Below are 23,989 nucleotides of genomic sequence, written 5' to 3'. Positions count from 1 at the left end.
GCACGGCCTGTCACCTCCGCGGAGCGCTTTCTGCCCATGGCTTCCACCCTCACCGATCGCCTGTCGCACCTGGTCAAGACCATGCGCGGCCAGGCCCGCATCACCGAATCCAACGTGCAGGACATGCTGCGCGAGGTGCGCATGGCCCTGCTCGAGGCCGACGTGGCCCTGCCGGTGGTGCGCGACTTCATCGCCCGCGTCAAGGACAAGGCGCTGGGCCAGGAGGTGGTGGGCTCGCTGAACCCCGGCCAGGTGCTGGTGTCCATCGTCCAGAAGGAGCTGGCCGCGACGATGGGCGAAGGGGTGGCCGACATCAACCTCGCCGCCCAGCCGCCCGCCGTGATCCTGATGGCCGGTCTGCAGGGCGCCGGCAAGACCACCACCACCGCCAAGCTGGCCAAGCACCTGATCGAGCGCCGCAAGAAGAAGGTGCTGACGGTCTCGGCCGACGTCTACCGCCCCGCCGCGATCGAGCAGCTCAAGACGGTGACCAGGCAGGCCGGCGCCGAGTGGTTCCCGTCCGCCCCCGACCAGAAGCCGCGCGACATCGCACTGGCCGCACTGGACCACGCCAAGCGCCATTACTTCGACGTGCTGCTGGTCGACACCGCCGGCCGGCTGGCGATCGACGAGGCCCTGATGGCCGAGATCCGCGAGCTGCACGCCACGCTGAACCCGGTGGAAACGCTGTTCGTGGTCGACGCGATGCAGGGCCAGGACGCGGTCAACACCGCCCGCGCCTTCAAGGAGGCGCTGCCGCTGACCGGTGTGGTGCTGACCAAGCTCGATGGCGATTCACGCGGCGGCGCCGCGCTGTCGGTGCGCCAGGTCACCGGCGCGCCGATCAAGTTCGCCGGTGTCTCCGAGAAGATCGACGGCCTGGAGGTCTTCGACGCCGAACGCCACGCCGGCCGCGTGCTGGGCATGGGCGACATCGTCGCGCTGGTCGAAGAGGTGACCAAGGGCGTCGACATCGCCGCCGCCCAGAAGCTGGCCGAGAAGGTCAAGTCTGGCAGTGGCTTCGACCTGAACGACTTCCTGGCCCAGATCAGCCAGATGAAGAAAATGGGCGGCCTGGGCAACCTGATGGACAAGCTGCCCACCCAGATGGCCGCCAAGGCCGGTCAGGCCGACCTGGACCGCGCCGAGCGCGACATGAAGCGCATGGAAGGCATCCTCAACGCGATGACCGCCAAGGAGCGCCGCCAGCCCGCGCTGCTGATGGACGGCAAGTCCAAGGCCAGCCGCAAACGCCGCATCGCCGCCGGTGCCGGCGTGCAGATCCAGGACGTCAACCGCCTGCTCAACCAGTTCGACCAGATGCAGGGGATGATGAAGAAGATGAAGGGCGGCGGTCTGATGAAGATGATGAAGAAGCTCGGCGGCATGAAGGGCATGATGCCGCCGGGGTTCCCGGGCGCCTGACGTGCTCCGACCGTTGCAAGGGGTCTGACTGCAGAGGTTGGCGCACAGCCAAGGACTGAGCGGCCTGGGTCTGTCGTCGCAGACGGTGGCGGTCGGCTGCGCCGACTCCCCTCGGGTGCTCGCCACCCCGGGGTGGTCGCCAAACTCCCTGCGCTCGCCTGCGGCTCGCTGCGGTCAAACAGTGTCGACCAAGTCAGTTCACGAAGCGCGCCTGCGGCGCGCCCCCGGGGCGACTGCACTCCTCGGCGCCCCCGACAGCGCCGCCAGCCCCAGTCCACTCAGCCCTTGGCTGAATCCACCGTCGGCGTGCTGCAGCGGTCAAGGCCTTGGCAGTCAGCCCCGCTTCTTCAGCAGCAGGTGCAGCAGGATCGCGCCGAAGGTGGCGGTACCGATGCCGCCCAGCGCGAAGCCGCCGAACTTCAGCGTGTAGTCGCCGGTGCCCAGCACCAGCGTGACGGCGGCGACGATCAGGTTGGTGTTGTCGCTGAAGTCGACCCTGTTGTCGACCCAGATCTTGGCGCCGGCCACGGCGATCAGGCCGAAGACGACGATCGAGACGCCGCCCATCACCGCCAGCGGGATGGCCTGGATCAGCGCGCCGAACTTGGGGCTGAAGCCCAGCACGATGGCGATCAGCGCGGCCACCACGAACATCGCGGTGGAGTAGATCTTGGTGGCGGCCATCACGCCGATGTTCTCGGCGTAGGTGGTCACGCCGGTGCCGCCGGCGCTGCCCGAGACCATCGTGGCGATGCCGTCGCCCAGGAAGGCGCGGCCCATGTAGCGGTCCAGGTCCTGGCCGGTCATCGCGCTGACGGCCTTCACGTGGCCCAGGTTCTCGGCCACCAGGATGATGGCCACCGGGGCGATCAGCAGCATCGCGTTGGCATCGAACACCGGCGACGCAAAGGCCGGGGCACCAAACCACGCGGCGCTGGCGATGCCGCTGAAGTCCATCGGCTTGCCCAGGCCCAGGCCGTTGGTCAGCAGCGCATAGACCACGCTGGCGATGATCAGGCCCACCAGGATCAGCAGGCGCTGCAGCATGCCGCTGGTGCGCACCGCCACCAGGCCCACGCACAGGAAGGTGATGGCCTGCATCCACTTGTCGAAGTCGGTGGGGGCCATGTTCTTGATCGGCACGCCCGCCAGGTTCAGGCCGATCACGGCCACCACCGCGCCGGTCACCACCGGCGGCATCAGCGACTCGATCCACTTCGTGCCGATCACCTGCACCAGCCCGCCGATCAGCGCGTACACCGCGCCGCAGGCGATGATGCCGCCCAGCGCCACGCCGATGTTGGCGTTGGCGCCCGAGCCGCCGTAGCCGCTGGCGGCGATCACCACGCCGATGAAGGCGAAGCTGGATCCCAGGTAGCTGGGCACCCGGCCGCCCACCACGGCGAAGAAGATCAGCGTGCCGATGCCCGACATCAGGATCGCCACGTTCGGATTGAAGCCCATCAGCAGCGGCGCCAGCACCGTGGCGCCAAACATCGCGATCACGTGCTGCACGCCCATCGCGGCGGTGGCCGGCCAGGGCAGGCGTTCATCGGGGGCCACAACGCGACCGGCTTCGGCCGGGACTTCGCGCCAGGTGGGGATCAGGCTCATCGGGACTCCTCGGGTAGGGATGTTCTATGGGCGCCGCCATCGACCAGGGTAGCGGGAGAGCGGGCGGGCGTAGTGTAGGGGGGCGCTCTTGGTGTCCGCAGGGCAGTATGAGACGATCTTGATCTGATGTCCCCTCGCCCGCCCTCGCCAGGCGCCATCGCGGACCTGGCCGACCCCACCGCGCTGTTCGAGCGGCTGTCGCGTGCGCAGACAGAGCAGTTGGGCGTGCGCGTGATGCGGGCCGTGGTGCTGACGATCGCGCTGGTGGTGGCGATCGGCGCGGTGCTGACGCTGCTGGTCGGCAACCCCTTCGGCCTGGCCGCGCCGCGCCTGGGCATGGGGCTGGTGCTGCTGGGCTTTGCTGGCGTGGCCGAGTGGCTGAACCGTCGTCGGCAAGCGCGCTGGGCCGCCTGGGTACTGGCACTGGGGGCGTCGGTGGCGCTGGAGGGCGCCGGTTTTGCCACCCGCCTGGGCCTGGGCTCGGTGGCGGTGGCGGGCATGGCGCTGCTGATCACACTGATCGGCGCAGTGCTGACCCTGCGCAGCGCGATCGTGCTGGCCTCGATCCACCTGGTCGCGCTGGGCACGATGACCTGGCTGCACGCCCGGGGTCTGTGGCTGCTCGACCTGGGTCCACGCGCCCCCTCGGATGTGCTGCTCTCGCACCTGCTGCTGACCGCCGCCAGTGTGGCTGGCGCGGCGATCGCCTCGCGCCTGGTGGCCGGCACGCTGGGCCGCTCGATCAGCGAGACCCGCCGCCTGGCCGAGCTGCTGCGCATCAGCGCCGACTGGACCTACATGATGGACGCACAGGGTCGGCTGGTGGAGATCTCGTCGAGCTTCCCGCAGCACACCGGCATGCCGGCCGAGGGCTTTCTGCACCTGGGCGAGCCGGGCCGCCCGTGGCTGCGCGATGACGCCGGCGCCCGCCAACTGCGCGCAGCGTTGAAGGCGCAGCAGAGCTTCCGCAATGTGCGTCTGGTGTTCGACCTGCCCGAGGGTGGATGGCTGGCGGTGCAGGGCAATGGCGAGCCCTTGCATGACGAACTGGGCCGCTTCATCGGCTGGTGGGGAGCGTCGCGCAATGTCACGCCGCAGGTCGAAGTGGAGGCCGCCCTGGCCGACGCCCGCCACCGCGCCGAAGCCGCCAATGAGGCCAAGAGCGCCTTCCTGGCCACGATGAGCCACGAGATCCGCACCCCGATCAACGGCGTGCTGGGCCTGGCCCGCCTGATTCGACGCCTGCCGCCCGAGCAAACGGCACGACGCGAGGAGCTGCTGGACCTGCTGTCTGGCGCCGCCACCGAGCTGTCCGACCTGGTGACCGACGTGCTGGACCTGTCGCGCCTGGAGGCCGGCAAGCTCAGCCTGCGGGTCACGACGATCGACCTGCACCGGCTGGCGCAATCGTGCTTTCGTGCGCCCGCGGCGCTGGGCCGGGAGCGTGGCCTGGTCATGCAGCTGCAGATCGACGACGCGGTGCCGCAGCTGGTGCAGGCCGACCCGCTGCGGCTGCGCCAGGTGCTGGACAACCTGCTGGGCAATGCGCTGAAGTTCACGCACGGCGGCGAGGTTCGGCTGCAGCTGTCCCGGCCCACGCCCGATCAACTGCGCCTGGAGGTGTGCGACACCGGCATCGGCATCCCCGCCGAGATGCGGCCGCGGCTGTTTCAGCCCTTTGAGCAGGCCGACGTCTCGCGCCGACGCCGCCACGGCGGCAGCGGCCTGGGTCTGTCGATCTGCGCCGAGCTGGCGCGCCTGATGGGCGGCCGGATCGAGCACCTCGACCGCGAGGGCGGCGGCAGCCGCTTCATCCTCGAGCTGCCGCTGGTGCGACCGGTCGAGGCGCTCAGCGGACTCCCTGAGCCTGAGCAGCGCGAGCCGCTGCTCGGCCTGCGCGTGCTGCTGGTCGAGGACAACGCGGTCAACATGATGGTCGCCTCGGCCCTGCTGGGCGAGCTGGGCGCCACGGTCTGGGAAGCCGCCGACGGCCATCAGGCCCTGGCGCTGGCGCGCGAGCATGCCCAGGCGATCGACGCAGTGCTGATGGACCTGCACATGCCCGGCATGGACGGCTTTGAAACCACCGACGCACTGCGCACCCTGCCCGGCGCACCCCCCTGGCCGGTGCTGGCGCTGTCGGCCAGTGTGCTGTCGGCCGAACGCGAGCGCGCCCGCGCGCACGGCATGGTCGACTTCCTCGTCAAGCCGATCGAGCCCGACGAGCTGGTACGCGCCCTGAGACGCTACGTCGCCTGAGCCTGCCAGCCCTTGGGCACCGCACCGATCAGCCGGCGCGTGTACTCCTCGCGCGGCGCGCGCAGGATCTGCTCGACATGGTCGTGCTCAACCACCCGACCGTCCTTCATCACCATCACCTCGTCGCTGATGAAACGCACCACCGCCAGGTCGTGGCTGATGAAGACATAGGCCAGACCCAGCTCGTCCTGCAGGTCCTTCAGCAGGTTCAGCACCTGGGCCTGCACCGACACGTCCAGCGCGCTGACCGCCTCGTCGAGCACCAGCACCTCGGGCTCCAGCGTGAGGCAGCGCGCGATGGCGATGCGCTGGCGCTGGCCGCCTGAAAACTCATGCGGGTACTTGCCAAAGGCCTCGGCACCCAGGCCCACCTTGCTCAGCAGCGCCAGCGCACGGGCCTGACGCTCAGCGTCGTTGGTGCCCATGCCGTGGATGGCCATCGGCTCGACCAGCGCCTGGCCCACGGTGAAGCGCGGATTCAGCGAGGCGTACGGGTTCTGGAAGACGATCTGGATGCGCCGACGCATCGCCAGGCGCTCGGCGTCGCTCAGCGTCAGCAGGTTGCGGCCGTCGAAGATCACCTCGCCGGCGGTGGGCTCGTGCAGGCGCAGCAGCGTCAGGCCCATCGTCGTCTTGCCCGAGCCGGACTCGCCCACCACCCCCAGCGTGTGGCCGCGGCGCAGCTGGAAGTTGACGTCCTGCACCGCCCTGAACTCGCGCCGGCCGAACAGGCCCTGGCGCAGGTAGAAGCTCTTGGCCAGCGCACTGACCTGCAGCACCACCGGGGCCGCCGGGTCCTTGGCCTGGCCCTGCTGGCGCGGCTGGCGGCCGGCGATGTGGTCGTCGATCACCGGCAGGCGCGCGGCGTTGGCGTCCAGGCTGGGGCGGCAGGCCAGCAGCGCGCGGGTGTAGGCGTCCTGTGGGTCACCGAACAGTTGCCGCGCCGTGCCGCGCTCGCGCACCGTGCCGTGACGCATCACCACCACCTCGTCGGCGATCTCGCCGACCAGTCCCAGGTCGTGGCTGATGAAGAGCATCGCCAGGCCGTGCTGGGCCTTCAGGCGCGCCAGCAGCTCGATGATCTGGCGCTGCACCGTCACGTCCAGCGCGGTGGTGGGCTCGTCGGCGATCAGCAGGCGCGGCTCGCAGGCCAGCGCCATGGCGATCATCACCCGCTGCTGCTGGCCACCCGACAACTCATGCGGATAGGCCGACAGGCGGCGCCGGGGCTCGGGGATGCCCACCTCGGCCAGCAGCTCCTCGGCCCGCGCCAGCGCGGCGCGGCGCGACAGGCCCAGGTGCTGGCGCAAGGGCTCGCAGAGCTGGTCACCGATCGTGAAGACCGGGTTCAGCGAGCTCATCGGGTCCTGGAAGACACAGGCCACCTCGCGGCCGCGCAGCGCGCGCAACCGCGCGGGCGTGGCCTGCAGCAGATCCTCACCCTGCCACAGCACGCGGCCGCTGCACTCGGCGTTGTCGGGCAGCAGGCGCACGATCGACATCGCCGTGACGCTCTTGCCCGAGCCCGACTCGCCCACCAGCGCCACCGTGCGGTGCGCCGGCACATCGAAGCTCACCGTCTGGCCGTCGCGGCCCACGGCGAGCGCGTGGCGCGCCACGCCGCCTTCCTGGCCCATGCGAAAACGCACGGTCAGATCCTGCACACTCAGCAGTGGCGCGCTCATTCCAGTCCCCTCAGCTTCGGGTCCAGCGCATCGCGCCAGGCGTCGGCCATCAGCGAGAAGGCGGTGACGAAGACCGCCATGAAGGCGGTGGCCGCGGCCAGCTGCCACCAGAAGCCCAGGATCAGCTCGCTTTGCGCGTCGGCCAGCATCGTGCCCCAGCTGACCTGGTCCACCGGCACGCCCAGGCCCAGGTAGCTCAGGATCACCTCGCTCTTGATGAAGCCCACCACCAGCAGGCTCATGCGCACCAGCACCACATGGCTGATGTTGGGCAGGATATGGCGGAACATGCGCACCCGGTGGCTGGCGCCAATGGCCTCGGCAGCGCGCACGTACTCGCGGCTGCGGTGCTTCATGAATTCGGCGCGCACCTGGCGGTACAGCCCGGTCCAGCCCACCAGGCCCAGGATCAGCACCACGGTGCCGATGCCGCGCCCGAACACCGCGGCAAAGGCAAAGATCAGCAGGATGTCGGGGATGGCGGTGAAGACGTTGTAGACCCACTCCAGGAAGTCGCCCACCTTGCCGCCGAAGTAGCCCGACAGGGCCCCCAGCAGGGTGCCGATCAAGGTGGCCAGCAGCGCCGCCAGCACGCCCACGAAGACCGAGATCTCGGTGCCCTTGACCGCCTTGGCCAGCACGTCGCGGCCCAGGCGGTCGCCGCCCAGCGGCAGGGTCTCGGCCCGCACGGTCTCGCTGCTGCGGTAGCTCTTGGCGCGCTCGGCCCACTCGGCGTAGCGCGGCGCCAGCGGGTCGATGTCGCTGAGGTCGACATTCGGCCCCTTGGGCTGCTCGACACTGCCCGCCACCTGGGCCGGACGCGGCCCCAGGAAGCTCGGCGGTGCATTGGGCACACCCACTTCGGTCTGCCAGTCGGCGGCCACCAGCCGCAGTGCGGCAGCCGCAATCAGCAGCAGGAAGGCCAGCACCACGATCATCGAGACCAGGCCCACCCGGTCGGCCTTGAAGCGCCGCCAGCCCGCCTGCCAGACGCCCTCGGAGCGGGGCAGCGCACTCAACACGGCGCTGCTCATTTCAGCACCACCCGCGGGTCCACCGCCTTGTAGAGCAGGTCGGTGCCCAGGTTGATCAGCATGGTCAGCATCGCCAGGTAGACGGTGACCGCCTGGATCACCGGGTAGTCGCTGCGGTTGACGGCCAACAGCACCTCGCGGCCCAGGCCGGGAATCGAGAAGAAGACCTCGATCAGGAAGGAGCCCACGAAGATGCCCGGCAGCGCCAGACCCACATTGGTGAGGATGGGGATCATCGCGTTGCGCAGCACATGCCTGAACAGCACGCGGCGCTCGCCCAGGCCCTTGGCGCGGGCGGTGCGCACATAGTCCTGGCCCAGTTCATCCAGGAAGAAACTGCGGTACAGCCGCGTCTGCGGCGCCACGCCCACCATCACCGCCAGCAGCACCGGCAGCGGCGCGTAGCGCAGCAGGTTGGTCAGCGTCGAGTCGCTCCAGCCCTGCACCGGGAACCAGCCCAGCTGGAAGGCAAAGACATACTGGCCGACGATCACGTAGACCAGAAAGGAGATCGACAACGCCACCGTGGTGATCACCATCAGCGCGCGGTCGGTCAGCGAGCCCCGCACATAGGCCACGCCCAGGGCGATGGGCACCGCCAGCAGGGTGTCAATCAGCAGGATCGGGCCCATCACCGTCAGCGTGGCCGGCAGACGGGTGGCAAACAGGTGGGCCACCGACTCCTGCGTGGCCCAGCTGCGGCCCCAGTCGAAGGTGGCGATCTGCTTGAGGAAGATGCCCAGCTGCACCCACCAAGGCTGGTTCAGGCCCAGTTGCTCGCGGATCGCCTCGACCTGCTCAGGCGTGGCGTTCAGCCCGCCCAGGATCTCGGCCGGGTCGCCGCCAAAGAACTTGAACAGCACGAAGACCAGGGTCACCACGCCCAGCAGCGTGGGCACCATCTGCCACAGTCGTCTCAACAGGTAGGCGGCCATGAACTCCTCTTGCGCCAGCCAGGGGATCGCCACAGTGTAGTGGCGCCCAGGCCGACACCAAGGCCATGGCTAACCCGACCGGACGCGGCGCACGGGCATCGGCACAATCAGGCCGATGCGCAGTTTGTCTGTCCTCGCCGTGCTCCTGTGCTGGGCCCTGCTGGCCGGCCCGGCCGCGGCCGCTGAACCACCGCGCGTGCTGCGCTACGCCTTCCCGGTCGCCGAAACCGGCTTTGACCCGGCACAGGTCTCCGACCTGTACTCGCGCACCGTGGTGGCCAACATCTTCGAGTCGCCGCTGACCTACGACCTCCTGGCCCGCCCGGCCCGGCTGAAGCCGCAGACGGCCGAGGCACTGCCGGTGCCCAGCGACAATTACCGCACCTGGACCCTGCGCCTGCGCCCCGGCATTTACTTCGCCGATGACCCGGCCTTCAAGGGCCAGCGGCGCGAGCTGGTGGCCGAGGACTACGTCTACACGGTCAAGCGCCTGTATGACCCGGCGTTGAAGAGCCCGGTGGTCTCGCAGCTTGAGAACGCCCGCCTGCTTGGCCTGTCCGAGCTCAAGCGTGCCGCGATCAAGGACAAGGCGCCCTTCCCCTATGAGCGCGAGGTCGAGGGCGTGCGCGCGCTGGACCGCTACACCCTGCAGTTCCGCCTGGCTGCGCCCGCTCCGCGCTTCGACTACGTGCTGGCCGACAGCGCCATGATTGGCGCGGTGGCGCGCGAGGTGGTCGAGCACTACGGCCCGCAGATCATGGCGCACCCGGTGGGCACCGGGCCGTTCCGCCTGGCAGCCTGGAAGCGCTCGTCGAAGATCGTGCTCGAACGCAACCCCGGCTTTCGTGAGCAACACTACGACGAGCGCCCCGAGCCGGGCGACGCCGAGGGCGAAGCCATCGCCCGCCGCCTGGCCGGCCGGCGCCTGCCGATGCTCGACCGGGTGGAGATCTCGATCGTCGAGGAGTCGCAGCCGCGGCTGCTGGGGTTTCTGAACGCCGAGCACGACTACCTGGACCGGCTGCCGCCCGAACTCTCGCCGATGGCCGTGCCGGGCGGCCAGTTGGCGCCCCACCTGGCGAAGAAGGGCGTGCAGCTGCAGCGCGTGCTGGGCGCCGACATCGGTTTCAGCTATTTCGCGATGGAGAACCCTGTCGTCGGTGGCTATGCGCCCGCCCAGGTGGCCCTGCGCCGGGCCATCGCGCTGGCCTACGACACCCAGGCCGAGAACGTTCAAGCACGCAAAGGCCAGTCCGTGGCCGCCCAGTCCATCGTGCCGCCCCACACCACCGGCTACGACCCACGCTTCAAGAGCGAGATGAGCGACCAGGACCTGGCCCGCGCCCAGGCCCTGCTCGACCTGCACGGCTGGGTCGACCGCAACGGCGATGGCTGGCGCGACCAGCCCGATGGCCAGCCGCTGCTGATCGAGTACGCCACCCAGCCCGACCAGGCCTCGCGCGTGCTCACCGAGATCTGGCAGCGCGCCTTCAATGTGCTGCGCATCCGCGTGCAGTTCAAGCCCGCCAAGTGGCCCGAGAACCTCAAGGCCTCGCGCGCCGGCAAGCTGATGATGTGGGGTGTGGCCTGGAGCGCCACCACGCCGGACGTCAGCTACATGCTGGATCTGCTGTACGGCCCCAGCAAGGGCCAGGCCAACCATGCGCGTTTCAACCTGCCCGAGATGAACGAGCTCTTCGAGCGCCAGGCCGTGCTGCCCGACGGCCCCGAGCGCCTGGCCCTGATCGAGCGCATCAAGCGCCTGGGCGTGGCCTTCATGCCCTACAAGATCAACAACCACCGCCTGCTGACCGACCTGCTGCACCCCTGGGTGGATGGCTACCGGCGCCACCCGTTCATGCGCGAAACCTGGCGCTACATGGACGTCGACCCGGCCCGCCAGGCTGCGGCCCACTGAGCCATGGGCACCCGCCGCGACCTGATCCGTGCCGGCGCCGCATGGGGCCTGCTGCCCGCTCTGGCGCCAGCGCAGCCCCTGACCACCGGTGAGCGCGTGCTGCGCTACGCCTTTCGCACCGCCGAGACCGTCATGGACCCGGTGCGTGTCAATGACCTCTACTCGCGCACCCTGACCGCCCACCTGTTCGAGGGCCTGTACACCTACGACCACCTGGCTCGGCCGGTGAAGTTCCGGCCGCTGACCGCCGCCGCCTTGCCCGAGGTCAGCGACAACCACCGCACCTGGACAATCCGCCTGCGCCCCGGCATCTACTTTGCGGACGACCCGGCCTTCGGCGGCCGGCGGCGCGAGCTGGTGGCCGAGGACTACGTCTACTCGATCAAGCGCTACGCCGACCCGCTGCTCAAGAGCCCCAACTGGGGCTATGTCGACAGCTACCAATTGCTGGGCCTGGCCGCGCAGCGCCAGCGCGCCCAGGGTGGCCGGCCCTTCGACTACGACGCGCCGGTCGAGGGCCTGCGCGCCCTGGACCGCTACACGCTGCAGATCCGCCTGAGCGAGCCGCGGCCGCGCTTCATCGAGTTCCTGGCCGTGGGCGACCTGCTGGGCGCCATGGCGCGCGAGGTGGTCGAGCACTATGGCGAGCGCACGCCCGAGCACCCGGTGGGCACCGGCCCCTTCGTGCTGCAGCAGTGGCGCCGGGCCTCGCGCATCGTGCTGGCGCGCAACCCGCAGTACCGCGAGCGCCTCTATGAGGCCGAACCGGCCGCCGATGACGCCGAAGGCCAGGCCCTGCTGGCGCGCTTCAAGGGACGGCGTCTGCCGATGGTCGACCGGGTGGAAATCTCCATCGTCGAGGAATCACAGCCGCGCTGGCTGGCCTTTCTCAATGGCCAGCACAACTTCATCGAGCAGGTGCCGGCCGACTTCGTCGAGCAGGCCCTGCCCGGCGGCGAGTTGGCGCCCTACCTGGCCCAGCAGGGCGTCAAGGCCTGGCGCAGACTGCGATCCGACGCGTCGATGGTCTTCTTCAACCTCGACGACCCGGTGGTCGGCGGCTACACGCCCGAGCAGGTGGCGCTGCGCCGCGCCATCGGCCTGGGGCTGGACGTGGGTCGCGAGATCCGCGTGGTGCATCGCGGCCAGGCGCGCGTGGCGAACGCGCCGATCGTGCCCAACACAACGTCCTTCGATCCCTCGCTGCAGACCGAGATGGGCCAATACGACCCGGCGCGTGCCCGAGCGCTGCTGGACCTCTACGGCTGGACCGACCGCAACGGCGACGGCTGGCGCGAGCGCCCTGACGGCAGCCCGCTGACCCTGGTCTGGAACATCGAGGACAACCAGCGCGCGCGCCAACTCTCGGAGCTGTGGCTGCGCGACCTGCGCGCGCTGGGCCTGCGCGTCGAGTTCAAGACCGGCAAGTGGCCCGAGCTGCTCAAGGCCGCGCGCGCCGGCGCCTTCCAGATGTGGCACGTCGGCAACCTGGCGGCCGCGCCCGACAGCCAGGGCGCGCTGCAGCGCTACGACGGCAACCAGGTGGGCGGCCAGAACATGGCGCGCTTCCGTCGCCCCGAGTTCGACGCGATCTACAAACGCCTGTCGGCCCTGCCCGACGGACCCGAGCGCGAGACCCTGTTCCGCGAGGCGGTGCGCCTGAGCGTGGCCTGGATGCCCTACAAGGTGCGCTGGCACAGCCTGGTCACCGACCTGGCCCATGCGCCGGTGCACGGCTACCGCCGCCCGCTGTTCTGGCAGGACTGGTGGCACATGGTGGACGTCGAGCCCGAAGCGCCCAAGACCTGAATGACCGCCGACGCGCTGCCCCCCGGACCCAACCGCCGCCAGTGGCTGCAGACCGCCGCCGGTCTGGGCCTGGCCCCGGGCTGGGCGGCCGGCGCCGAGAGCGAGAAGGTGCTGCGCATCGCCTTCGCCACCGCCGAGACCGGCTTCGACCCCACGCAGGTCAACGACATCTACTCGCGCAGCGTCACCGCCCACATCTTCGAGGCGCTGTACGCCTTCGACCACCTGGCCCGGCCCGCACGCATCAAGCCCTTGACCGCCGACGGCATGCCGCAGGTGTCCGACGATTTCCGCAGCTGGACCTTCCGCGTGCGCCCGGGCATCTTCTTCGCCGACGACGCGGCCTTCGGCGGCCGCCGCCGCGAGCTGGTGGCCGAGGACTATGTCTATGCCATCAAGCGCTACGCCGACCCGAAGCTCAAGAGCCCGCTGTGGGGCTACACCGAGAGCTACGGCCTGCTGGGTCTGGCCGAGGCGCGCCAGCGCGCGATCGACGGCAAACGGCCCTTCGACTACGACAGCCCGGTCGAGGGACTGCGCGCGCTGGACCGCTACACGCTGCAGATCCGGCTGCGCGAGCCGCGCCCGCGCTTCCTGGACTTCATCGCCGCCTCTGACCTCTACGGCGCCTTGGCCCGCGAGGTGGTCGAGCACTATGGCGAACAGGTCAGCGAGCACCCGGTGGGCACCGGCCCCTTCCTGCTGGCGCAGTGGCGCCGCGCCTCGCGCATCGTGCTGGTGCGCAACCCGCAGTACCGTGAGCGCGTCTACGACGCCGAGCCCGCTGCCGACGACGCCGAAGGTCAGGCCCTGCTGGCGCGCTTCAAGGGCCGGCGCCTGCCGATGGTCGACCGCGTCGAGATCGACATCGTCGAGGAGGCGCAGCCGCGCTGGCTGGCCTTTCTGAACGGCGAGCACGACCACATCGACCGCGTGCCGCCCGAGTTCATCAGCCAGGCGGTGGTGGGCAACGACCTGGCGCCCCACCTGGTCAAGCGCGGCGTACAGGGGCGGCGCACGCTGCGGGCCGACTACTACGCCAGCTTCTTCAACATGGACGACCCGCTGGTCGGCGGCTACACGCCCGACAAGGTGGCGCTGCGACGGGCCATCTCGCTGGGCATGGACATCGAGCGCGAAATCCGCGTGGTCCACCGCGGCCAGGGCCTGGCCTGCCAGTCGCCCTACTGCCCGCACAGCACCGCCTGGCGGCCCGACTACAAGAGCGAGATGGGCGACTTCGACCCCGCCCGCGCCCAGGCCCTGCTCGACCTGTACGGCTACGTCGACCGCGACGGCGACGGCTGGCGCGAGCAGCCCGACGGCAGCCCGCTGCGCATGGTCTGGTCGATCGAGTCCAACCAGCGCGCGCGGCAGCTCTCGGAGCAGTACCTGCGCGACATGACCCGCCTGGGCCTGCGCCTGGAGTTCAAGGTGGGCAAGTGGCCCGAGCTGGTCAAGGCCGCGCGCGCCGGCCAGTTCCAGGTCTGGCACATCGGCAACCAGGCGGCCACGCCCGACAGCCTGGGCCAGCTCACCCGCTATGACAGCCGGCAGCTCGGCTCGCAGAACTTCGCCCGTTTCAAGCGCCCCGAGATGGACGTGCTGTTCGACCGCCTGGCGCGCCTGCCCGACGGGCCTGAGCGCCTGGCCGGTTTCGCCGAGGCCGCCCGCATCGCCGCGGTGTGGATGCCCTACCGGGTGCGCTTCCACACCATCCAGACCTGGCTGGCGCATGCACCGGTGATCGGCTACCGCCCGCCGCCGTTCTGGCAGGAGTGGTGGCACATGGTGGACGTGGTGCGCTGAACGCCGTCAGCGTGGCCCGGCCAGCCACTGCTGCAGAAACTGCACGGCCACCTGCACCTTCGCCGACTGGGTGGGCCGCTGCGGCGTCACCGCCCAGACCGCGGCCGGCTGCTGCCAGGCCGGCAGCACCAGCTGCAGGCGCCCGGCGGACAGCTCATCGGCCACATCCCAGCGCGAGCGCAGCACCACGCCGCGGCCCTCCAGCGCCCACTGCAACGCCACCTCGCCGTGGTTGGTAGACAGCGGCCCGGTGACCTTGACGCTGGCGGTGGCGCCACCCGGTCCCTGCAGGCGCCACACCCCGAAGGGATGGTCGCGCTCCTTGATCACCAGGCAGTCGTGCTGCGCCAGGTCCTGCGGCGTGCGCGGCTGGCCGGCGCGGGCCAGGTAGGCGGGCGCGGCGCACAGCAGGCGGTGGTTGGGCTGCAGGCGGTGGGCCACCAGGTGCGGCGCGATCTCGTCGCCGATGCGCACGTCCAGGTCAAAGCCCTCGGCGGCCGGGTCGACCAGACGATCAACCACCTCGAAGCGCACCGACAGGCCCGGGTGGCGCTCGACCAGCGCCGACAACGCTGGCGCCACCACGCGCCGCCCAAAGCCCAGGCTGGAGCACACCCGCAGCAGGCCGCGCGGCTCGCGCCGGCTGCTGCCCGCCGCCTGCACCAGCTGGTCCATGGCCTCCAGCACCTCCAGCGCGTGGCGGTAGACCGCCTCGCCCGCCTCGGTCACGGTCACGCGCCGCGTGGTGCGGCTCAGCAGCGGCGTGCCCAGCGCCTGCTCCAGCACACGGATGCGCTTGCTGACATAGGCGGGCGAGGCGCCCAGCTCCTGGGCGGCGGCGCTGAAACTGGCGCGGCGCGCGACCACGGTGAAGACGCGCAGATCGTCCTGAGAAGGCGTGGCAGACATGGCGCTGGGCGAGGGACAGAAGGCCCAGACTATGCACGAACTGTGGACGATCAATCCACGAAACGCGTATTGATCCTGATTCGTGCACGAAGACAATGGCGCCATCCGCTGCCACAGAGAACCCCCATGACCCGCACCCACCGCATCGCCGTGATCCCCGGAGACGGCATTGGCCAGGAAGTGATGCCCGAGGCGCTGCGCACGCTGCACGCCGCTGCCGATCGCTTCGGCTTCGCGCTCGACCTGCTGGAGATCCCCTGGGCCAGCTGCGACTGGTACCAGGCGCACGGCGAGATGATGCCCGCCGACTGGAAGGCGCAGCTGCAGGGCGTGGACGCCATCCTCTTCGGCGCGGTGGGCTGGCCGGCCACGGTGCCTGACCACATCTCGCTGTGGGGCTCGCTGCTGAAGTTCCGCCGTGAGTTCGACCAATACATCAACCTGCGCCCGGCGCGCCTGTTCGACGGCGTGCCCTGCCCGCTCGCGAACCGCCGGCCCGGCGACATCGACATGCTGATCGTGCGCGAGAACACCGAGGGCGAGTACACCAAGCTCGGCGGCATCATGTTCGAGGGCACCGAGCGCGAGATCGTGATCCAGGAATCGGTGTTCAGCCGTGTGGGCAGCGAGCGCGTGCTGCGCTACGCCTTCGAGCAGGCCATGCGCCGGCCGCGTCGCCACCTGACCGTGGCCACCAAGAGCAATGGCATCGCGATCAGCATGCCCTGGTGGGATGCGCTGGCCGACCGCATCGGCGCCGAGTACCCGCAGGTCACGGTGGACAAGCAGCACATCGACATCCTCAGCGCCCGCTTCGTGCTGCAGCCGCAGCGCTTCGATGTGGTGGTGGCCACCAACCTGTTCGGCGACATCCTCTCTGACCTGGGCCCGGCCTGCACCGGCACGATCGGCCTGGCGCCGTCGGCCAACCTGAACCCCGAGCGGCGCTTTCCCAGCCTGTTCGAGCCGGTGCACGGCTCGGCGCCGGACATCTTCGGCCGCAACATCGCCAACCCGATCGCGATGGTCTGGTCGGCGGCGCTGATGCTGGATGTCCTGGGCGAGCGCGCCGCCCATGACGCCATCGTCGGCGCGATCGAGGCGGTGCTGCGCGACGGGCCGCGCACGCCCGACCTGGGCGGCGCGGCCAGCACCACGGCGCTGGGCGAGGCGATCGCCGCAGCGCTGTGAGGCTTACGGCGACGCTGAACAAGTCCCTCGCGGCATGCGCATCCCTGCTTCGGGCGGTCTGCGGCGTTGCACATCCTCGCCATAGCCCCGGCTATGGCTGTGGTGTGCGCCTGGCAGCCCATCCCGAATCAGGGCGCGCCCATCCGCGGCGACTTGTTCAGCGTCGCCTTACTCCTGCGAACCACCGAAGCCGAACAGGCTCAGCAGGCTGGTGAACAGGTTGAACAGCGAGACATACAGGCCCACCGTGGCCATCACATAGTTGGTCTCGCCGCCGTGCACGATGCGGCTGGTCTCGAACAGGATCAAGCCGGCCGACAGCAGCGCCACCATGGCCGACACCGCCAGGCCCAGCGCCGGGATCTGCAGGAACACCGCGGCCAGACCGGCCAGCAGCGCGATCACCATGCCGGCGAACAGGAAGCCGCCCATCGCGCTGAAGTCGCGCTTGCTGCTCAGTGCCCAGGCCGACATGGCCAGGAAGGTGACCCCTGTGGCGCCCAGCGCCAGCATCACCACCTGGGCGCCGCCCGGCAACGACAGCGAACGCGCCAGCAAGGGGCCCAGCGTGTAGCCCATGAAGCCGGTCAGCGCGAACACCGCTGGCAAGGCCCAGCCGCTGTTGCGCAGCTTGTGCACCGCGAACAGCAGGCCGAAGTAGCCCACCAGGGTCAGCAGGATGCCGGGCGCAGGCCATTGGAAGGCCACGCCCAGCCCCGCCACCGCGGCGCTGAACAGCAGCGTCATCGACAGCAGCGCATAGGTGTTGCGCAGCACGCGGCGGCGTTCGGCCGGCAGGCCGGCGGCGCCCGCACCGGCCACGGGCAGGCGGGAGGTGGTGGCGGAACTCATCGAGTCCATGGTGTCGGCTCCTTGGGGGTGGGGGTGGATCACAGCGACAGTTCGGCGGCAGCGCGCGGCAGGCGGCGCGGTGCCGCACCGCGGCTGCGCAGGCGCAGCAGAAAACGGGCGGCGCGGGCCAGGGCCAGGTCCAGCGCAGTGCGCCAGTCCTGGGCGACCGAGGTCACCACGACTGGGCCCTGGCCGTCGGTGCGCAGCTCGATCTGGCAGCGCTTGTCAACGCCGCCGCGCGGCCCGTTCAGGTCCGAGAACTGCACATCGGCACGCGGCACCAGCCAGGCCAGCCGGCGCAGCACGAAGCGCACGCGCCGCTCGGCCAGCTCGCGCAGCGCCTGGGCCTGGGGATGACGGGATCGGAACAGCACTTGCATGGCAGGTCTCCTTGAGATGGACCCAGTCTGAGGCCGGGTCCTTGTCTGAAAAAGAAGCATCAGCGTGAACGAAGCTTCGTTAAAACCGAAGTGAGATGCCGCCTCAGTCCGGCGACCGGGGAGGCTCGTCGCCGTACTGGCGGCGCAGCCGCGCCAGCCCCTGGCGGAAGGCCTCGGCGTCGCCGTGCTCAAAGAAGCGCGGGTAGCGCTCGTGGGCACCGCGGATACGCCGGGCGTGTTTGATCGGGCACCAGTACTGCTCGGTGCGCGCCGCCACCTCGCGGGTGTAGGCGGCCACGCCATTGCCGTAGGAGCAGTAGAAGCAGTTGAACTTCTCGATCGCGTTCAGGTAGGGCAGGTCCTCGCGGTCGAAGACCAGGTAGTCCGAGCGCCGCACCTTGGGGATGCGGTAGACCGGAAAGCAGATCGCCTGGTAGACGGTGACGAACAGGTCCATCAGCAGGAAGGGGATCCAGCCCAGGTAGATCACCGGCGCGGTCAGGATGGCCAGCAGGCTCGAGCGGCGCAGGAAGCGCCACAGCCCCACCTTGTAGCGGCGCTGCTGGGAGGCCCACTCGCCAGCCAGTTGCGCGCGCCGGGCCTGCCAGTCCTCGCGCTGCTGGCGGTATTCCTCTTCGACGTCTTCCTGCAGCGTTCGGATGCGGTCCAGCAGGTCGTCGAGGTGCTTGCTCATGTCGTCGGCTCCCGGTGGTGAACGGTCGGTGGCCGGGCAGATCAGTGCCGGCTGGCGGATTTCAAGCGCCGCCTCCGGGTCAGCCATGATTCGGTTTTCTCTGAATGAATATCTGCAAAACGCTGCTTTGACCGATGGATGTCACCCCCCACATTGCCCTTCATCGCGCTGAGCGTGCTGCGGCCTATTTCGGGCCGCACGCCCACCGCGACCCTTCTGGAGTGACACCATGCGCAGCTACCCCCGCAACAGCCCCGAAGCCGCCGCGCGCATCGTCGCGCTGGTCCTGATCGCCGACGGCCACGTCTGCCGCTCCGAGATCGACACCCTGCAGCGCCTGCAGATCGAGCCCACGCTGGGTCTGGCGCCCGGCCAGTTCGCGCAGGTGGTGCACACGATGTGCGAGGACCTGCTGGCCGGCGCCTACGCCGGCGGCTCGATGATGTGCAGCGTGGATGAGCCGACGCTGGCCTCGCTGCTGGCCGAGGTGGACGATCCGACACTGCAGTCCGCCACGCTGCACCTGGCCGCCGCCGCGGCCGAGGCCGACCAGCACCTGGCCGATGCCGAGGCCATGCTGGTGTCCGCGGCGCGGCGCCAGTGGCGGCTGTCGGAACAGCCGGTGCCGCTGCTGATGGCGGCCTGAGCCGCCGCCGGCCTCAGCGCGCCCGCGCCGCCGTCAGGATCTTCTGCACCAGCGGATGGTGCTGGCCGCGGCGCGAACGGATGGCGTGGATCTCTTCCTTGACGCCGTCGCTGCGCCCCAGCAGGCGCAGGCCGCGCATCAGGCCGATGTCATCGGCGCCCAGTCGGCTGACCGGAAACACGCCCAGGCCCCGGGCGGCGAACACCGCCAGCAGCGCGCTGTCCTCGAACTCGCCCACCACGGTGGGGCGCAGGCCCAGGGTGTCGAACCACAGCTCCAGCGTCAGGCGCAGCGCCGAGTGGCTGGTGGGCAGCAGCACCGGCAGGTCGGCCAGGCACTGCGGGAAGTGCTCGCGCTGGCTGCGCCCCACCCACTGGGCGGGGCCGTACCACTCGACCGGCGCATCCACCAGCAGCTCGCTGCTGAGCCGCAGATTGGGGTTGCGCGGCGCGGCCTGGCCGGCCAGCACCAGATCCAGGTGGTGCAGCGCCAGCTCGCCCAGCAGTTGCTCCACCTCGCCCTCATGGCAGACCAGGCGCAGGCGCGGCGTGTCCAGCACCGGCTCGAGCAGGTCGTGCGCGGCCAGCTTGGACAGGCCGTCCGACAGCCCCACCGCCAGCCGGGCCACCGGGCCGCTGGCGGCTTCGCGCACCTCGTCGGGCAGTTGCTGGCCGAGTTGGAAGATCTCCTCGGCCCGCGCAAAGGCGGCCTGCCCGGCCTCGGTCAGCGCCACACCGCGCCCGGCGGGCTTGAGCAGCTGATGCCCCAGCGACTTTTCCAGCTCGCGCACCTGGGCGCTGATGGTCTGCACCGCCATGTCCAGCCGCGCCGCCGCGCGCGCGAAGCCGCCCTCCTTGGCGACGACCCAGAAGTAGTGCAGGTGGCGGTAGTTGAGCATGCGGGTCCTGTGGCGGAAGAACCAGACGGTCCGAGCTGCCAGACCAGCGGCGCGGCGAAAGGTTCCGGCTCAGTGCAGCGCCGACAGGAACTGCGCCAGTTCGGCCGTCTGCGGCTGGCCGAACAGCTGCTCGGGCGGCCCCACCTCGTGGATGCGGCCGGCGTGCATGAAGACCACGCGGTCGGCCACCTTGCGCGCAAAGTTCATCTCGTGCGTGACCATCAGCAGCGTCATGCCTTCGTCGGCGAGTGACTCCACCACGCGCAGCACCTCGCCCACCAGTTCGGGGTCGAGCGCCGAGGTGATCTCGTCGCACAGCATCACGCTGGGCGCCATCGCCAGTGCGCGGGCGATCGCCACGCGCTGCTGCTGGCCGCCCGAGAGCTGGTCGGGCCAGGCGTCGAACTTCTCGGCCAGGCCCACGCGGGCCAGCAGCGCGCGTGCCTGCTCGGCCGCGGCGGCGGCGTCGGTCTGCTTGACCAGCGTGGGCGCCAGCATCACGTTGCGGCCCACGCTGAGGTGCGGGAAGAGGTTGAAGTTCTGGAAGATCATGCCCACGTGCTGGCGCAGCGCGCGCATGGCCTGCGCATCGCCATGGCGCAGCGGCAGGCCGTCGACCAGCAGACTGCCCTGCTGGAACACCTCCAGCCCGTTGATGCAGCGCAGCAGCGTGCTCTTGCCCGAGCCGCTCTTGCCGATGATGGCGATCACCTCGCCGGGCTGCACCTGCAGGTCGATGCCCTTGAGCACCTCGTGGCTGCCAAAGCTCTTGCGCAGCGCCTCGATGTTCACGATGGGCTCAGTGGGCATGCTTGAAACTCCTCTCCAGACGGCGGCTGGCGGCCGACACCGGCCAGCACAGCGCGAAATACAGCAACGCCACGCAGGCGTAGACGGTGAAGGGGCGGAAGGTGGCGTTGGTGATCATCGTGCCGGCCTTGGTCAGCTCGATGAAGCCGATCACCGAGGCCAGCGCCGTGCCCTTGATCACCTGCACCAGAAAGCCCACCGTGGGCGGCACAGCGATGCGCAGCGCCTGCGGGCCGATGACGTGGCGCATCTTTTCACTGAAGCTCAGCGCCAGGCTGTCGGCCGCCTCCCACTGGCCCTTGGGCACGGCATTGACGCAGCCGCGCCAGATCTCGGTCAGGAAGGCGCTGGTGTAGAGCGTCAGCGCCAGGCTGGCCGCCACCCAGGCCGACACGTTCAGCCCCACCAGCGCCAGCCCGAAATAGGCCAGGAAGAGCTGCATCAGCAGCGGCGTGCCCTGGAACAGCTGCACGTAAGTGGCCACCACGCGCGGCGCGCCCGGCCACTGCGCCAGCCGCGCCAGCAGCAGCGCCAGCGCCACCAGGCCCCCGCCGACGAAGGCCACCAGCGACAGCCCCACGGTCCAGCGGGCCGCCAGCAGCAGGTTGCGAAAGATGTCCCACAAGGAGAAGTCGATCATCGGGGGGGCTCCTTCAGCGCGCGGCGCCATGCCCGGCGGGCAGGCGACCGAAGATCAGCCGCGGGCCCAGCCAGTTCAGCAACTGCCGCACACCCACCGACAGGCCCAGGTAGATGGCGGTGGCCACGATGTAGGCCTCGAAGGCGCGGAAGTTGCGGCTCTGGATCAGGTTGGCGGTGTAGCTCAGCTCCTGCGCCGAGATCTGGCCGCACACCGCCGAGCCCAGCATCACGATGACGATCTGGCTGGTCAGCGCCGGCCACACCCGGCCCAGTGCCGGCGGCAGCACCACGCGGGTGAAGACCTGCCACTCGGTCAGCGCCAGGCTGCGTGCCGCCTCGATCTGGCCGCGAGGCGTGGTGTCGATGCCGGCGCGCACGATCTCGGCCGCATAGGCCCCCAGGTTGATCACCATCGCCAGGATGCTGGCCCATTCCGGGCTGAGCTTGACGCCCAGGCTGGGCAGGCCGAAGAAGATGAAGAACAGCTGGACGATGAAGGGCGTGTTGCGGATCAGCTCCACATAGGCCGACACCAGCAGCGCCCCGGCGCGCGGCCCCTGGCTGCGCACCCAGCCGCAGGCCACGCCCAGGGCCACGCCCAGCACCGCGGCCACCGCGCTCAGGCCCAGCGTGAAGGCGGCGCCGCGCAGCAATGCGGGCCACTGCGACAGCACGGCCATGAAGTCGAGCTGGATCATCGCGTGCGCCCCTTCGCTCGCCGCCAGGCGCTCATTGCGGCAGGTCGCCGGCCGGGCGGCCCAGCCACTTGACGGCCATCTTGTCGAGCTCGCCGCTGGCCTTGGCGGCGGCGATGATCTCGTTGACCTTCAGGCGCAGCTTGTCCTCGCCCTTGGACACACCGATGAAGTTGGGCGAGTCCTTCAGCACGAACTTGAACTCGGTGGCCAGCTGCGGGTGGCGGGCGATCAGCGTGCCAGCCACCGACGCGCCGGTGGCAATCACCTGCACCTGGCCCGAGACGAAGGCCGACACCGTGGTGTTGTTGTCCTCGAAGCGCTTGATGTCGGCGCTGGCCGGGGCGATCTTGGTCAGCTCCATGTCCTCGATCGCGCCGCGGGTGACGGCCACGGTCTTGCCGGCCAGGTCGGCCGCGCCCTTGATGCTGACGCTCTTGGCCGCAAACACCGCCTGGAAGAAGGGCGAGTAGGCGATGGTGAAGTCGATCACCGCGGCGCGCTCGGGGTTCTTGCCCAGCGTGCTGATCACCAGGTCGGCCTTGCGCGTCTGCAGGTAGGGAATGCGGTTGGCGCTGGTCACCGGCACCAGCTCCACCTTGACGCCCAGTTTGGCACCGATCAGATTGGCCATGTCGATGTCCAGGCCCTGCGGCTTCAGGTCGGTGCCGACCATGCCGTAGGGCGGGAAATCGGTGGGCACGGCGATGTTGATCTGCTTGCGCGCGACGATGTCGTCCAGCGCATCGGCGCGCGCGCTCAGCGGCAGGGCGGCCACCAGGGCGGCAGCGAAGGCGATCAGGGTGTGGCGGCGTTGCATGGTGTCAGGACTCCGGACGAGGTGGGACGGGGGGAACAAGATCGGTGAACAGCGCGCGGCGGCGCCGCGGGCGCGCCGGCGGCGGCGGTGTATCGGGCTGCAGGGCCAGCGCGGTGCGCAGTGGCGCCAGCGGGTCGTCGGTGGCAGCGTCCTGGCCCAGGTGGCGGGCCACGCTGCCGATGTGGGCGCGCAGCAGCGCGATCGCGCCCGGCAGGTCGCCCGCCTCCAGCGCTGCCACGATCTGCGCATGCTCGGCGCAGCTCTCGCTGGCGGCATGGGTGCTCTGGTACAGCGTGGCGATCAGCGTGGTGCGGGCGGTCAGGTCCTTGACGATGTCGGCCAGCAGGCCATTGCCGGCGCACTCGGCCAGGCAGACATGGAAGTCGCCCAGCAGCCAGCTGCGCTCGCCGGGGTCGCCGGCGCGGATGGCCGAGCGCTCGCGCGCCACGTGGTCCTTCAACTGGCGCAGCGCGGGCTTGGGCAGCGGGCCTTCCAGGCCATGCAGCAGGCCGGTCTCCAGCGCCAGCCGGGCGCCGAAGGCCTCGCGCGCCTCGTCCAGGCTGGGCTGCACGACGAACCAGCCGCGCCGCGCATTGACCTCGACCATGCCGCGCGCCGACAGCCGCGCCATGGCCTCGCGCACCAGCGTGCGGCTGCAGCCGAACAGGTCGGCCAGCGCCTGCTCGCCCAAGCGTTGGCCGGGCGCCAGGCGGCCGGCCAGGATGGCGTCGACGATGCGGTCGGCGATGGCGTCGGGGCGGCTGGCCTCGGCGCTGACGGGCTGGGGCGCCGGCGTCCCGGCCGTGCTGCGGGCCGGCCGGCGCGCTTCAGTGCCCTGTCGCGGTGCCATCGTGGGGTTCCTGGTGCATGGATCGGTGCGACGGCGAAAAAGACGCTGGTGTTTGGTGCATGCGAGTGCTGTTCACATAGCTTGTATGCAAGCGTGGTGCCAAGTGGGCCCTCC

The 23,989-nt window shown here is 70.1% G+C and carries 21 protein-coding genes; 7 read left to right on the top strand and 14 right to left on the bottom strand.

Features of this window, described 5'->3' with window-relative positions:
- Window positions 1-36: 36 nt before the first annotated feature.
- Window positions 37-1,425: a signal recognition particle protein gene (ffh, locus tag KAK06_RS02670; RefSeq protein ID WP_210800256.1), complete on the top strand. Its 1,389-nt coding sequence runs from the start codon at window positions 37-39 to the stop codon at window positions 1,423-1,425.
- A gap of 333 nt (window positions 1,426-1,758) precedes the next feature.
- Here ffh and KAK06_RS02665 read toward each other — a convergent pair whose 3' ends face one another.
- Window positions 1,759-3,039: a solute carrier family 23 protein gene (locus tag KAK06_RS02665; protein ID WP_210800255.1), complete on the bottom strand. Its 1,281-nt coding sequence runs from the start codon at window positions 3,037-3,039 to the stop codon at window positions 1,759-1,761.
- Between the two features lie 126 nt (window positions 3,040-3,165).
- Between KAK06_RS02665 and KAK06_RS02660 the strand changes: the two genes are divergently transcribed.
- Complete coding sequence (locus tag KAK06_RS02660; RefSeq protein ID WP_210800254.1) at window positions 3,166-5,298, top strand: ATP-binding protein; 2,133 nt, start codon at window positions 3,166-3,168, stop codon at window positions 5,296-5,298.
- On the opposite strand, the gene KAK06_RS02655 is transcribed toward KAK06_RS02660, so the two are convergent.
- Genes KAK06_RS02655 through KAK06_RS02645 form a run of 3 tightly spaced genes read right to left on the bottom strand, consistent with a single transcriptional unit; the run spans window position 5,286 to window position 8,952 of the window.
- Window positions 5,286-6,983, bottom strand: coding sequence for an ABC transporter ATP-binding protein (locus KAK06_RS02655; RefSeq protein ID WP_210800253.1), 1,698 nt, complete (start codon window positions 6,981-6,983; stop codon window positions 5,286-5,288). The genes KAK06_RS02660 and KAK06_RS02655 overlap by 13 nt on opposite strands.
- Complete coding sequence (locus KAK06_RS02650; RefSeq protein WP_210800252.1) at window positions 6,980-8,017, bottom strand: ABC transporter permease; 1,038 nt, start codon at window positions 8,015-8,017, stop codon at window positions 6,980-6,982. Before KAK06_RS02650 ends, KAK06_RS02655 begins: the two co-directional genes overlap by 4 nt.
- Window positions 8,014-8,952, bottom strand: coding sequence for an ABC transporter permease (locus tag KAK06_RS02645; RefSeq protein WP_210800251.1), 939 nt, complete (start codon window positions 8,950-8,952; stop codon window positions 8,014-8,016). The genes KAK06_RS02650 and KAK06_RS02645 overlap by 4 nt, the downstream gene beginning before the upstream one ends.
- 115 nt (window positions 8,953-9,067) lie before the next feature.
- Between KAK06_RS02645 and KAK06_RS02640 the strand changes: the two genes are divergently transcribed.
- The 3 genes from KAK06_RS02640 to KAK06_RS02630 are packed head-to-tail and all read left to right on the top strand — an operon-like array spanning window position 9,068 to window position 14,488.
- Window positions 9,068-10,870, top strand: a complete 1,803-nt coding sequence (locus KAK06_RS02640; RefSeq protein ID WP_210800250.1) for an ABC transporter substrate-binding protein — start codon at window positions 9,068-9,070, stop codon at window positions 10,868-10,870.
- 3 nt (window positions 10,871-10,873) lie between these two features.
- Window positions 10,874-12,679, top strand: a complete 1,806-nt coding sequence (locus tag KAK06_RS02635; RefSeq protein WP_210800249.1) for an ABC transporter substrate-binding protein — start codon at window positions 10,874-10,876, stop codon at window positions 12,677-12,679.
- Window positions 12,680-14,488 (top strand): ABC transporter substrate-binding protein, encoded by a 1,809-nt coding sequence (locus tag KAK06_RS02630; RefSeq protein WP_210800248.1) that lies wholly within the window; start codon window positions 12,680-12,682, stop codon window positions 14,486-14,488.
- A 6-nt stretch (window positions 14,489-14,494) separates the two neighbouring features.
- On the opposite strand, the gene KAK06_RS02625 is transcribed toward KAK06_RS02630, so the two are convergent.
- The gene (locus KAK06_RS02625; protein WP_210800247.1) at window positions 14,495-15,397 is read right to left on the bottom strand and encodes a LysR substrate-binding domain-containing protein; all 903 of its coding nucleotides are present in this window, start codon (window positions 15,395-15,397) and stop codon (window positions 14,495-14,497) included.
- A 126-nt stretch (window positions 15,398-15,523) separates the two neighbouring features.
- Between KAK06_RS02625 and KAK06_RS02620 the strand changes: the two genes are divergently transcribed.
- Window positions 15,524-16,588: a tartrate dehydrogenase gene (locus tag KAK06_RS02620; protein WP_210800246.1), complete on the top strand. Its 1,065-nt coding sequence runs from the start codon at window positions 15,524-15,526 to the stop codon at window positions 16,586-16,588.
- A 168-nt stretch (window positions 16,589-16,756) separates the two neighbouring features.
- Here KAK06_RS02620 and KAK06_RS02615 read toward each other — a convergent pair whose 3' ends face one another.
- From KAK06_RS02615 to KAK06_RS02605, 3 genes are all read right to left on the bottom strand, one after another.
- Window positions 16,757-17,440, bottom strand: coding sequence for a Bax inhibitor-1/YccA family protein (locus KAK06_RS02615; RefSeq protein ID WP_210800245.1), 684 nt, complete (start codon window positions 17,438-17,440; stop codon window positions 16,757-16,759).
- Between the two features lie 38 nt (window positions 17,441-17,478).
- Entirely contained in the window at window positions 17,479-17,820 is a 342-nt protein-coding gene (locus tag KAK06_RS02610; RefSeq protein WP_210800244.1) for an HPF/RaiA family ribosome-associated protein, read from the bottom strand.
- 103 nt (window positions 17,821-17,923) lie between these two features.
- Window positions 17,924-18,601: a hypothetical protein gene (locus KAK06_RS02605; protein WP_247652611.1), complete on the bottom strand. Its 678-nt coding sequence runs from the start codon at window positions 18,599-18,601 to the stop codon at window positions 17,924-17,926.
- Between the two features lie 142 nt (window positions 18,602-18,743).
- On the opposite strand from KAK06_RS02605, the gene KAK06_RS02600 reads away from it, so the two are divergent.
- Window positions 18,744-19,160 (top strand): TerB family tellurite resistance protein, encoded by a 417-nt coding sequence (locus tag KAK06_RS02600; RefSeq protein ID WP_210800243.1) that lies wholly within the window; start codon window positions 18,744-18,746, stop codon window positions 19,158-19,160.
- 13 nt (window positions 19,161-19,173) lie between these two features.
- Here KAK06_RS02600 and KAK06_RS02595 read toward each other — a convergent pair whose 3' ends face one another.
- From KAK06_RS02595 to KAK06_RS02570, 6 genes are all read right to left on the bottom strand, one after another.
- Window positions 19,174-20,058 carry a LysR family transcriptional regulator gene (locus KAK06_RS02595; RefSeq protein WP_210800242.1) on the bottom strand — a complete coding sequence of 295 codons (885 nt, stop codon included), beginning with the start codon at window positions 20,056-20,058 and terminating at the stop codon, window positions 19,174-19,176.
- A 69-nt stretch (window positions 20,059-20,127) separates the two neighbouring features.
- On the bottom strand, window positions 20,128-20,868 hold the full coding sequence (locus KAK06_RS02590) for an amino acid ABC transporter ATP-binding protein (protein WP_247652610.1): 741 nt from the start codon (window positions 20,866-20,868) through the stop codon (window positions 20,128-20,130).
- The gene (locus tag KAK06_RS02585) at window positions 20,858-21,508 is read right to left on the bottom strand and encodes an amino acid ABC transporter permease (RefSeq protein ID WP_210800241.1); all 651 of its coding nucleotides are present in this window, start codon (window positions 21,506-21,508) and stop codon (window positions 20,858-20,860) included. Before KAK06_RS02585 ends, KAK06_RS02590 begins: the two co-directional genes overlap by 11 nt.
- A 13-nt stretch (window positions 21,509-21,521) precedes the next feature.
- Window positions 21,522-22,208 (bottom strand): amino acid ABC transporter permease, encoded by a 687-nt coding sequence (locus tag KAK06_RS02580; protein WP_210800240.1) that lies wholly within the window; start codon window positions 22,206-22,208, stop codon window positions 21,522-21,524.
- Between the two features lie 31 nt (window positions 22,209-22,239).
- On the bottom strand, window positions 22,240-23,025 hold the full coding sequence (locus tag KAK06_RS02575; RefSeq protein ID WP_210800239.1) for a transporter substrate-binding domain-containing protein: 786 nt from the start codon (window positions 23,023-23,025) through the stop codon (window positions 22,240-22,242).
- Window positions 23,026-23,029: 4 nt separating this feature from the next.
- Window positions 23,030-23,875: a GntR family transcriptional regulator gene (locus KAK06_RS02570; RefSeq protein WP_210800238.1), complete on the bottom strand. Its 846-nt coding sequence runs from the start codon at window positions 23,873-23,875 to the stop codon at window positions 23,030-23,032.
- Window positions 23,876-23,989: the final 114 nt, after the last annotated feature.

The sequence above is a fragment of the Ideonella aquatica genome, from assembly GCF_018069755.1.
GTDB lineage: Bacteria > Pseudomonadota > Gammaproteobacteria > Burkholderiales > Burkholderiaceae_C > Ideonella > Ideonella aquatica.
The sequence above is the reverse complement of the archived record's forward strand: the minus strand, read 5'-3'. Positions and strand labels throughout refer to the sequence as shown.